The following is an 11,545-nucleotide window of genomic DNA, read 5'->3' on the forward strand; positions in this document are numbered from 1 at the left end:
GCACCGTACGCCGCCACGGCCAAATCAACTACAAAGGCGGCGTGTACTTCGTCGGCGAAGGACTGTATCAAGAAAGCGTCGCCATCCGACCGACAGAAAAGGACGGCGTGCTAAAGATCATCTTTTGCCATAAAGAGGTCGGCCAAATCGACCTCACCGCCGCTAAAATGACGACCAGGTAGTGTCACCCATGTCTCTAGACATGTGTTACCTATGTCCCTGTGCTAAACACACCCCTGTGCCCACGCGTGACGTATGCGGTTTGTTGGCGTTACGCGTGGGCACGGGGTGCCCACCCTACTCGTCATCGAGAATTCTGAGGGCCGGGCCCTCGAGGTCGTCGAACTGCCCACTGTCGGCCGCACCGAAGAAGATCCACACCGCGAACGCAATCAACATCACGCTCAGCGGCACCAGCAAGTACAAGGCTTCCATCGTCATCCCCTTCTCAGCCGCAGCGCGTTGAGCACCACCAGCGCCGAACTCGCCGCCATGCCCGCACCCGACAACCACGGATTCAGCAGGCCGCACGCGGCCGCGGGAATCGCGGCCACGTTGTACAGCATCGCCCAGCCCAGGTTCTGGCGGATCACGCGCAGCGTGGCATCTGCGGTGTCCAGCGCAGCGGCCAGCGGACGCAGGCCTTCACCCAATAGGACGCAGTCGGCGTGCAGCTGCGCCAGCTGGGCGCCCTGCCCCATCGCGAACGACACGTCGGCGCCGGACAGCACGGCCGCGTCGTTGATGCCGTCGCCGACCATCGCCACGACGGCGCCGCCGGCCTGCAGGCCGCGCACGACGTGCAGCTTGTCCTCGGGCAGCTGCTGGCCCAGCGCGTGGCCGATGCCGAGCTGCATGGCGACGTCCTGGGCCGCGTCCTCGGCGTCGCCGGACAACAGCACCACCGTCTTGCCCGACTCGCGCAGCGTGGCGACGACGTCGCGTGCCTCCGGTCGTATCTCGTCGACGAGGTCGAAGCGTGCCACCCAGCCGGCGCCGCTGCCGAGCCAGACGGCCGTGACACCGGCGGGCTGGCCGCACGGCGCCTCCGTGCCGGCGAGGTCGGCCACGAACGCGGCATTGCCGAGCCGGTAACGCCGGCCGCCGATCTCGCCCTCGACGCCCTGGCCGACGACCTGCCGCAGCGCTTCCGCCACGAGCGCGACAGGCTTCGCGGCATCGCGCAGCGCCTGTGCCAGCGGATGCGCGCTGCCGGCTTCCAGCGCGGCGGCCAGCTGCAGGGCCATGCTGCGGCGGGTGCCGAACGTCAGCGTGTCGCGCAGCACGGGATGGCCATAGGTCAGCGTGCCGGTCTTGTCGAACACGACGTGCGTCGCGCGGCCCAGCGTTTCCAGCACATGCGGCTTGACGGCCAGCACGCCGCGCCGCAGCAGGCGGTCGGTGGCGGCGGCCAGTGCCGTCGGCGTCGCCAGCGACAGGGCGCACGGGCACGACACGACGAGCACCGCGATCGCGGCCGGCCAGGCGCGCGCCGGATCGATGAATTGCCAGCCCGTGAACACGACGACCGTCAGCGCCAGCAGCGCGCGCACGAACCATGCGCCGACGCGGTCGGCCCACAACGCGAGCGCCGGCTTGTTCTGCCCGGCGCGCTCGACGAGCCGCACCAGCAGCGCCAGCGCGCTGTCGCGCGCGCTGCTCGTCACGCGCACGACGATGGCCTGGGCCACGTTCACGGCGCCGCCGGGCAGTTGCGCGTCCGGTCCCATGCCGCGCGTGCGGCTTTCGCCCGTCAGCAGCGCGAGGTCGATTTCCGTCTCGCCTTCGACGATCACGCCGTCGGCCGGCACCGCCTGGCCCGGCGCCACCAGCACCAAGTCGCCGGGCGCCAGCCTGTCGGCGGGAACCTGCTCCGTCGTCCGCGCCTCGGGCCAGCCCGGCATCCGCTGCGCCGTCGCCGGCGCCACACGCTGCAGGCCTTCCAGTGCGCGCGCGGCGCGCCGGCGCGCATCCAGCTCCAGGTAGCGGCTGCCCAGCAGCAGGAATACGAACATCGTGATCGAATCGAACCAGACGTCGCCGTGGCCGCGCACGACAGACGCGGCGCTGCCCGCGAACGCGGCGAGGATGCCCAGCGCCACCGGCACGTCCATGCCGGCCACGCCGCGGCGCACGTCCAGCCACGCGCCGCGCAGGAAGGGCCAGGCCGAATACGTCACCGCGGGCACGGTCAGCAGCAAGGCCGCCCAGTGCATCAGCGCGCGCATGTCGTCATCCATCGTGCCGTCCGTCGCGARGTAGACGGGGAAGGCGTACATCATCACCTGCATCATCGCGAGACCCGCCACGAACAGGCGGCGGAACAGCGTCTTGCGCTCGCGTTCGAGATGGGCCGCGTGGCGGCGCGCGTCGAGCGGATATGCCGTGTAGCCAATGGCGCGCAGCGCGACGAGGATGTCGCTGGCCTTGCACACGGCCGGGTCCCAGCGCACGCGCAGGCGTTCAGTCGCCACGTTCAACAGCGCTTCCGTCACGCCCGGCAGCGCGCCCACGCGGCGTTCGATCAGCCATACGCAGGCGGCGCAGCGCATGCCTTCGATGGTGAAGACGGCATCGCCGGCCTCCACCACGTCGTCGTAGGCGCGCAACGCGGCGAGGTCGGCGTCATTCCTGCCTGGCGCGGCGAACGCCGTGCGATTGTCGTAGTAATCCGCGAGACCGGCGTCGGCGATGGCCTGGGCCGCGGCAGCACAGCCGGGGCAGCACATGGCGCGGGCAGCGCCGTCGACGACGGCCGTCCACGGACTCGTAGCCGGTGCCGGCTGGCCGCAGTGGTAACACGACGCCAGGTCGGCGGCGCTCATGCGGCCCCCGGTGCGACGCACAGGGTGTCGATCCAGCCATGCGGCAGGCCGCCCGCGGCGCGCGCRAGACCCAGCAGGCCGAAACCCAGCACGACGATGCCGCACGCGAGCCGCACGCGCGGGTTCCGCAACCAGCCGCGCACGCGCGTGCCCAGGAGGCCCAGTCCGAGGAGCATCGGCAGCGTGCCGAGCCCGAAGGCCAGCATCACGAGGGCGCCGCTGTACGCGGAGCCGCTCAGCATTGCGGTAACGAGGACGCTGTAGACCATCCCGCACGGCAGCCAGCCCCACAGGCTGCCCGCCATGAACATGCGGGCCGGTCCATCGATCGGACCGACTTTGCGCAACAGCGGCCGCACGCGGCGCCATACGACCTGCCCGCCCTGCTCCAGGTGCGCGAGGCCGTGCCACGCATCCATCAGGTACAGGCCCAGCGCGGCCAGCATCAGGTTCGCGGCCCAGTACGCGCCGGCCTGCAGCGCCGGCAAGCGCGCGACTGCCTGCGCCCCCTGCGCCAGTCCGCCGGCAAGCGCGCCCGCCGCCATGTAGCTGCCGATGCGGCCCGCGTTGTAGGCGAGGACGTTCGCCAGCGGCGCATGTGCGGCGGGCGCAGGCCGGATCGGGATCGTGCGGCCGACCGACGGGGCCACCGACAGCGCGCCCACGATCCCGCCGCACATGCCGGCGCAATGGACGCTGCCCAGCAGGCCGACCACGAACACGGGAAGCAACGCAGGAACCAACACGACGGCGTTCATGCCGTCACACCGTCTTCGAGTGGGTGGCGACTGTACGCGAGGCCAGGTAGCGGTCGAACACCATGCACACGTTGCGGATCAGCAGGCGGCCTTTCAGCGTGACGGTGATCCAGTCCGGTTCGATCTCGATGAGGCCGTCGCGTTCCAGCTCGGCCAGCTCTGCCAGCTCGCGCTCGAAATAGGTGTGGAAAGCGATCGGGAACGCCTGCTCGATGGCGGCGATGGACAGTTCGAACTGGCACATCAGCTTCTGGATCATGCTGCGGCGCAGGACGTCGTCCATCGACAGGCGTATGCCGCGCGCCACCGGCAACTCGTTGCGGTCGAGCGCGTCGTAATAGGCGTCGAGCGTCTTGACGTTCTGGCTGTACGTGGCGCCGACGGCGCTGATGGCCGACACGCCACAGGACACGAGGTCGGTGTCCGCGTGCGTCGAATAACCCTGGAAATTGCGGTGCAGGCGGCCCTGCATCTGGGCCACGGCGAGGTCGTCGTCGGGCTTGGCGAAATGGTCCATGCCGATGTAGACATAGCCCGCGGCCGTCAGGCGCTCGATGCACAGCTGGAGCATGCGCAGCTTCGTGTCGCTGTCCGGCATGTCCGCTTCGTTGATGCGGCGCTGCGGCTTGAACAGGTGCGGCATGTGCGCGTAATGGTAGACGGCGATGCGGTCCGGGGATGCCGCGATCACCTTGTCCAGCGTGGCGCGCATCGTGTCGGTCGTCTGTTTCGGCAGGCCGTAGATCAGGTCGATGCTGACGGAACGGAAACCCGCGTCGCGCGCGGCCTGGATGATGGCGCGCGTCTCGGCCTCGGGCTGGATGCGGTTCACGGCCTCCTGCACGTCCGAATCGAAGTCCTGCACGCCCAGGCTGATGCGGTTGAACCCCTGGCGCCGCAAGCTGTGCACGCGGCCGATCGACACGGTGCGCGGATCGATCTCGATCGAATACTCGCCGACGCTGTCCGGCGCAAAGCGGAAGCAGCGGCGCAGGTGCGTCATCAGGTCTTCCATCTGCGAATCCGACAGATAGGTCGGCGTGCCGCCGCCGAAGTGCAGCTGCTCGATGTCGTTCATGCCGGCGAACAGGCGGCCCTGCATCTCCACTTCGCGCTTCAGGTAGGCGAGATAGGTGGCGGCCTTGTCGCGGTTCTTCGTGACGATCTTGTTGCAGGCGCAGTAGTAGCAGACGGTGTCGCAGAACGGAATGTGCAGGTACAGCGACAGCGGCTTGCCGGCCCCGCGCGTGCGCAGGTCGGCGACGGCGTGCAGGAAATCGCGGTAGCCGAACGATTCCGTGAAGCGGTCCGCCGTCGGATACGAGGTATAACGGGGGCCGTTGCGGCTCAACCGGGCGATCAGGCCGGCGTCGAATTCGACGACGGGCTGGAACGCATGGAGCGCCGGGGCGCGGGGGACTGCATCGAACATCTTGAAACTCCTTCCTGCATTGTATGAAAGGAGTTTATTGAGGGGGTCTCGCAAAATCCTTGACTTGCATCAAAAATCCAAAAACCGGGTCTGGTACCTTGGCCGGCTCGTTGCCGCGACGACGCATGCGCCTGGTGGGCTCGGGGAGCCCACCCTACGGTAATCGTGACATCGTATGGTGGGCACCCCGTGCCCACCATGGGTGTAACGGCACGGGCGGTCTGACGATTATCGGGCGAGTTTAAAGACCGACAACACCTGCGCCAGATGCCCCGCCTGCGCCGCCACACTGGCCGACGCCGCGGCCGATTCCTCGACGAGGCCGGCGTTCTCGCGCGTGATGCCATCCAGTTGCACCAGCGCCGCATTCACCTCCGCGATGCCCTCGTTCTGCACGCGCGACGCTGCCGTGATGTCTTCCATGATGACGGCCGCGTCCTGCACCGAGGTCACGACTGCGCGCATCGTGCGGCCGGCAGCATCCACCAGCTCGTTGCCCTGCCCGACCTTGTGCACGGAATCGTCGATCAGCGCCTTGATTTCCTTCGCCGCCCCGGCCGAGCGCTGCGCCAGGCTGCGCACCTCGCCCGCCACGACGGCGAAGCCGCGCCCCTGCTCGCCCGCGCGCGCCGCTTCCACCGCGGCGTTCAGGGCCAGGATATTGGTCTGGAACGCGATGCCGTCGATCAGGCCGATGATGTCGACGATGCGCGTGGCCGATCCGCTGATCTGGCCCATCGTGCTGCCGACTTCCTGCACCGCCTCGCCGCCGCGGCCGGCCACGCGCGACGCCTCGCCCACGAGGCCATCGGCGCGCTCCGCGCTGTCGGTGTTCTGGCCCGCCTTGGCGGCGATTTGCGCGAGGCTCGCGGCCGTCTGCTCCAGGCTGGCGGCCTGCTCCTCCGTGCGCTGCGCCAGGTCCTGGTTGCCCTCGGCGATGGCGCGCGTCGCGGCCTCGATCGAGTCGACACTGGTCCGCACGTCGCCCACGATTGCCGTCAGGTTGATGTTCAGCTGGCGCAGCGCCAGCAACAGGCGGCCCATCTCGTCGTCGCGCCCGCGCGCGGGCATGCGCGACAGGTCGCCACCGGCCAGCGCGTACACCGCGTCCAGCGCCGTCTGCATCGGCGCGACGATGGCGCGGTGCAGTTCGGCCCAGGCGGCCAACGTCAGTGCGGCGCCGGCCAGGGCCAGCAGGCGCCAACCCCATTCGTGGGTGACGCCGGCCAGCGCCAGCATCAGCACCGCCTGCGCGCTCATCATGATGCCCAGGCGCCGGCCCAGCGGCAGGTGGCGCAGGTCCAGCAGGCCGGCCCACCAGGCCGTGCGGACGGGAGCGCCGCGGCGGATGGTCAATCCGTCGGCCCGGCCGGCGCGCATGCGCTTGTAGAGGGCCTCGGCCCGCTCGACCTGGTCGCGCGTGGGACGCGTGCGCACCGACATGTAGCCGACCGTCGCGCCGGCCTCCTTGATGGGGACCACATTCGCGACGACCCAGTAGAAATCGCCGTTTTTTCGACGATTTTTCACGAGTCCTGTCCACGGCTCGCCCGCCTGCAGCGTTTGCCACAGGTCAGCAAACGCCTCGGGCGGCATGTCCGGGTGGCGGACCATGTTGTGGGCCTTGCCGATCAGTTCTTCCTCGGCGAAGCCGCTGACCTCGATGAAGGTCGGGTTGACATAGGTGATACGGCCCTTCGTATCGGTCTTCGAGACGATGGATTGGCCGTCCTGCAACGGATATTCGATACCCGTGACGGGCAGATTGGTACGCAAGCGTGACTCCTTGTTGTCCTGGCATGGTTTTATTGATTTTTGGAAATTTTATGAAATCACGGCTGGTTTGCTCCTTGATGCAGATCAAAAATGGCGGAATAACTGTTAAACGGCCACGGCAAGAAACACGGGCGCCGCCCGGCCGTTAAAATGATGTACCCTGCGCGCAAATGCCCGCTGGGATCGCTATACCAACCTTGATGCGCATCGTGTTTTTGCTTGATAAAGACTTAACCAACCCAAAGTAGCCGTTGATGAACGATATCTCTCCTCTGACACGGCATCCCGATGTCCTCTATGGTCCGCACCAGCCCGAGCTGTTGCGCGACGAGATCCTGGCCGACCTGCTGGACGCCAGCGCGCGGCGCGCGCCGGACCAGCCGGCCCTCATCGCCGGCGACCGTCGGCTGACCTACCGCGAACTCGACGAACAGGCGAGCCTGGCCGCGTCGCGTCTGATCGACGCCGGCATCGGGCCCGGCGACATCGTCGGCTTGTGGATGCCACGCGGCATCGAATTGCTCGTGATGCAGGCCGGCATCGCCAAAGCCGGCGCGGCCTGGCTGCCGGTCGACGAGGACACGCCCGTCGAACGCCTGCTCGTCTGCATGGAAGACGCCGGCTCCCCCGCACTCGTCAGTAGCGAGCGCATGCGCGACCGCCTCGGCCCGGTGACACAGACTATCTACACGGCCGAGGCCCTGCTCGCGCCGGCGCCGGAGGACTACGCGCTGCGCCGCCGCGGCCACGTGCCGGGCGACGCCCCCGCCTACGTCATCTACACGTCGGGCTCGACGGGCAAGCCGAAAGGCATCCTGATCGACCAGCGCAGCATCTGCCACTTCCTGCGCAGCGAAAACGAAGTGCTGGGCGTGAAAGCGTCGGACAAGGTCTACCAGGGCTTTTCCGTCGCCTTCGACATGTCGTTCGAGGAAATCTGGATTTCGTACCTGGTCGGCGCCACGTTATGGATCGGCCCGAAGGAAACGGCCGGCGATCCGGAAGCCCTGCCGCGCCTGCTGGCCGAAAACCGCGTCACGGTGCTGCACGCCGTGCCCACCTTGCTGGCCCTGTTCGCCGACGACGTACCGAGCCTGCGCATCATCAACCTGGGCGGAGAAATGTGCCCGGAAACGGTGGTCGAGCGCTTCTCGAAGCCAGGCCGCCAGATGTTCAACACCTATGGCCCCACGGAAGCCACGGTGTCTGCCAGCCTCGCCCGGCTGGAGCCGGGCCGTCTGATCACGATCGGCACGCCGTTGCCGAACTATGGCCTGCTGGTCATTTCGACCGAGACCGATAAGGGTCTGCAGATTTTGCCGCGCGGCGACACGGGCGAGCTGTGCATCATCGGCCCGGGCCTGTCGGCCGGCTACCTCGGCCGGCCCGACCTGACGGCCGAGAAATTCCTCGCCAATCCATGGTCCTCCGGTCCGGACAATCCGCGCCTGTACCGCACGGGCGACCTCGCCCGCATCGAACCGGATGGCCAGGTCGTATGCCTGGGCCGCACGGACGACCAGGTCAAGATCCGCGGCTTCCGCGTGGAACTGGGCGAGATCGAGGCCCAGCTCGCCCAGCAGGAAGGCGTGGGCACGACAGCGGTGCTGTTGCGCAAGGACGACGGCATCGACCGCCTCGTCGCCTACTTCGTGCCGGCCGCCGGCGCGACGGACGAGCAGCTGTCGCCGGCCACGTTGCGCCGCGCCCTGTCCGGCACGCTGCCGCCGTACATGGTGCCGAGCCGCTTCGAACGCCTGTCCATCATGCCGCGTCTGACCTCCGGCAAGATCGACCGCAAGGCGCTGAAGGCGATGGCCCTGTCGGCCCCGCTGCCCAGCGATCCGGCCGAATCGGACGTGCCCGAAACGCCGGGCGAGGAAGCGCTGTTCTCCGCGCTGGAAAAACTGTTCCCGGGCCAGCCGATCCGGAGGGAGCTCGATTTCTTCAGCGACCTCGGCGGCCATTCGTTCTTCGCCGCCCGCCTCGCGACGGCGCTGCGGGCCAATCCGCGCTTCGCCCAGGTGACGGTGCGCGATATCTATCAACACCGGCAGATCGGCGCCATCGCGTCGGGCCTGGACCAGGCTGCCGGCACGGCCGCCATCGAACCCGACTGGACGCCGCCGCCCGGCGCGCGCCGCTGGCTGTGCGGCGTGGCACAGCTGGYGACGGTGCCCGTGCTGATCACATTGCGCATGGCCCAGTGGCTGGCGCCGTTCTTCACGTATCACTTCTTCACGGGCGACCCGGGCGACTCGGTGCCGCGCGCCATCGCCGCGTCGATCGTCGTGTTCCTGCTGGCGACCTTGCTCGAATTCGTGTTCGCGATCGGCGGCAAATGGCTCGTCGGGGGCAGGCTGCGGCCGGGCTCGTATCCATTGTGGGGCCTGACGTTTTTCAGGTGGTGGCTGGCCGACCGCCTCGTCGACGCCGCGCCGACCTACCTGCTGGCCGGCTCGTCGCTGTATGGCTGGTATCTGCGCCTGCTGGGCGCGAAGATCGGGCATGACGTCGTGATCGGTTCGATGACGGTCCGCTCGCCCGACCTGCTGGACATCGGTGACAACGTCAGCATCGGCAATGCCGTCAACTTCGAGAACGCGCGCGTCGAACGCGGCCGCCTCATCCTCGGCCGCATCCGGCTGGACGACGATGCGTGCGTGTCGTCGTACGCCATCCTCGAAGGCAATACGAATGTCGGCCGGCGCGGCCACGTGGAGGGCCAGACCGCGCTGCCGGATGGCGCGTCCGTGCCGGACGGCCGCGTCTGGAGCGGCTCGCCCGCGCGCGACACCGGCGCGTTCGATCCGTCCACCTTGCCGCCCCGTCCGCCCGTGTCCCGCGCGCGCCTGGCGGGCGAAGCGCTGTTCTTCGTGTTCGGCATGCTGCTCGTCGCCACGCTGTTCTTCATGCCCGTGTTCCCCAGCTTCGTGCTGATCGACTGGTTCGACGAGCGCGGCGCCATGCCGATCCTCGCGCAGAACTCGATCCAGGGCCAGCTGGTGCGCTACTTCGTGCTGGCGCTGCCCGCGTCCGCCGTGCTGATCGCGCTGACGATGCTCGTGTCGGCCGCCATCCGCTGGGGCTTTTTGCCGCGCATGATGCCGGGCCGCTCGGCCGTCCACAGCAACACCTACTGCAAAAAATGGCTGGTGAGTCACATCCAGGAATCGAGCCTGAACGTCCTGCACGGCATCTACGCGACCGTGTTCGCACCGTACTGGTATCGCCTGCTTGGCGCGAAAGTGGGCCGCGACGCCGAGATCTCGACGGCGCTGGGCGTCGTCCCCGACATGCTCACCCTGGGCGACGAGACCTTCATCGCCGACGCCGTGATGCTGGGCGACGAGCAGATCGACGGCGGCTGGATGACGATGGAGGCGACCGTCGTCTCGAACCGCAGCTTCGTCGGCAACGGCAGCTATATCCCGGACGGCACCGTGCTGCCGGAAGGCGTGCTCGTGGGCGTGCACACGCATGCGCCCGCGAACGAGCGCATGACGGGCGGCGACACCTGGCTCGGCTCCCCGCCGCTCCACCTGCCGGCGCGCGAACAGGTCAGCGGCTATCCGGAACACCTCACCTACCGCCCGTCGCCGCAACGCCGCCTCGGCCGTACCCTCGTCGAAGCGTTCCGCATCGTCGCGCCGCATGCCGTCGTCATCGCCGTCGGCTACACGGTCGTGCTGGACCTGATGCCGATCGCCGGCGCCGGCCGCTGGGGCGAGGTGATCTGGGACCTGGCCCTCGTCGGCCTCGCGTACGGCATCGGCAACTACCTGTTCGTGCTCGCATTCAAGTGGCTGCTGCTGGGCCGCTACCAGAAGCGCGCGGAGCCGATGTGGACACCGTTCGTCTGGCTGTCCGAAGGCGTGACGAACATGTACGAAGGCATCGCCGTCCCCAACTTCATGCGCTACCTGCGCGGCACGCCGTGGCTGCCCCTCGCCTTCAACCTGCTCGGCTGCCGCATCGGCCGCGGCGTGTACATGGACACGACGGACATCACGGAATTCGACTGCGTGAGGGTCGGCGACCACAGCGAACTGAACGCGCTGTCGTGCCCGCAGACGCACCTCTTCGAAGACCGCGTGATGAAGATCGACCACGTCGATATCGGCAGCAAGGTCTACATCGGTCCGCGCAGCGCCGTGCTGTACAGCGCGAAGGTCGGCGACAATGCCCGCATCGGCCCGCTGACCCTCGTCATGAAGGGCGAGCACATCCCGGCCGCGACGGGCTGGAACGGCTTGCCGGCGGCGCCACAGCGGGCGTGATGGCGTCGGTGCCCGTGCGCTGGTGGGCGGAAGGCGGGTTCACGCTCGCGCCCGGCTCCGACCCCGTCCAGGTCATCGGCGTTCGCGGCCAGACCGACCGCGCCACCGCCCGCCGTACGATCCGTAGCGCGCTTGTGGCCGCGCTCGCGCAGGCGGCCAGCTTGCCCTCCGAACGCGTCCTGCTGTGCGGCGCGCCGGGCGAGGCACCGTATGCCCTCCTCGACGGTTCGCGCCGTCTTGCCCTGTCGATCAGCCACGATAGCGACCTGTCCGTGGCCGCCGTGCGGCTGGACGGCGGCGCCGTCGGCATCGACGTGATGCAGGTGAGCGACGTGCCGGATTGGGAAGCCGTCGCCCGCGACTACCTCGGCCCCGCACGCGCGGCCGCGCTGGCCTGCCTRCCCGCGCCTGCGCGCGCCGCCGCGTTCGCGCGCGCGTGGAGCGAGCGGGAAGCACGGCTCAAGTGCCGCGGCC

Annotated in this window: 8 protein-coding genes; 3 read left to right on the top strand and 5 right to left on the bottom strand. The window is 68.6% G+C overall.

Annotated elements, in window-relative coordinates; all coding sequences use genetic code 11:
- On the top strand, window positions 1–182 hold a 182-nt coding region (locus AC1DYX_RS20920; protein ID WP_477262363.1), incomplete at its 5' end, for a hypothetical protein.
- Between the two features lie 115 nt (window positions 183–297).
- Here the strand turns inward: AC1DYX_RS20920 and ccoS are convergent.
- The 5 genes from ccoS to AC1DYX_RS20945 form a co-directional block, all read right to left on the bottom strand.
- Entirely contained in the window at window positions 298–435 is a 138-nt protein-coding gene (gene ccoS, locus AC1DYX_RS20925) for a cbb3-type cytochrome oxidase assembly protein CcoS (protein WP_477262377.1), read from the bottom strand.
- A 2-nt stretch (window positions 436–437) separates the two neighbouring features.
- Window positions 438–2,825: a heavy metal translocating P-type ATPase gene (locus AC1DYX_RS20930; RefSeq protein ID WP_477262365.1), complete on the bottom strand. Its 2,388-nt coding sequence runs from the start codon at window positions 2,823–2,825 to the stop codon at window positions 438–440.
- Window positions 2,822–3,583: a sulfite exporter TauE/SafE family protein gene (locus AC1DYX_RS20935; RefSeq protein WP_477262367.1), complete on the bottom strand. Its 762-nt coding sequence runs from the start codon at window positions 3,581–3,583 to the stop codon at window positions 2,822–2,824. Before AC1DYX_RS20935 ends, AC1DYX_RS20930 begins: the two co-directional genes overlap by 4 nt.
- Window positions 3,584–3,587: 4 nt before the next feature.
- The gene (gene hemN, locus AC1DYX_RS20940) at window positions 3,588–5,015 is read right to left on the bottom strand and encodes an oxygen-independent coproporphyrinogen III oxidase (protein WP_477262369.1); all 1,428 of its coding nucleotides are present in this window, start codon (window positions 5,013–5,015) and stop codon (window positions 3,588–3,590) included.
- Window positions 5,016–5,243: 228 nt separating this feature from the next.
- On the bottom strand, window positions 5,244–6,791 hold the full coding sequence (locus AC1DYX_RS20945) for a methyl-accepting chemotaxis protein (RefSeq protein WP_477262371.1): 1,548 nt from the start codon (window positions 6,789–6,791) through the stop codon (window positions 5,244–5,246).
- 254 nt (window positions 6,792–7,045) lie between these two features.
- Between AC1DYX_RS20945 and AC1DYX_RS20950 the strand changes: the two genes are divergently transcribed.
- Window positions 7,046–11,071, top strand: a complete 4,026-nt coding sequence (locus tag AC1DYX_RS20950; RefSeq protein WP_477262373.1) for a Pls/PosA family non-ribosomal peptide synthetase — start codon at window positions 7,046–7,048, stop codon at window positions 11,069–11,071.
- Window positions 11,071–11,545 (top strand): 4'-phosphopantetheinyl transferase superfamily protein (locus tag AC1DYX_RS20955; protein WP_477262375.1); only part of this gene is annotated, 475 nt, incomplete at its 3' end. The genes AC1DYX_RS20950 and AC1DYX_RS20955, both read left to right, overlap by 1 nt.

It is taken from the genome of Massilia sp. P2_C2 (genome assembly GCF_056404615.1).

What these genes read in the sequence shown, in the direction of transcription:
- ccoS (WP_477262377.1), bottom strand. Translation starts at nt 435, where the DNA reads ATGGAAGCCTTGTACTTGCTGGTGCCGCTGAGCGTGATGTTGATTGCG.
- hemN (WP_477262369.1), bottom strand. Translation starts at nt 5,015, where the DNA reads ATGTTCGATGCAGTCCCCCGCGCCCCGGCGCTCCATGCGTTCCAGCCC.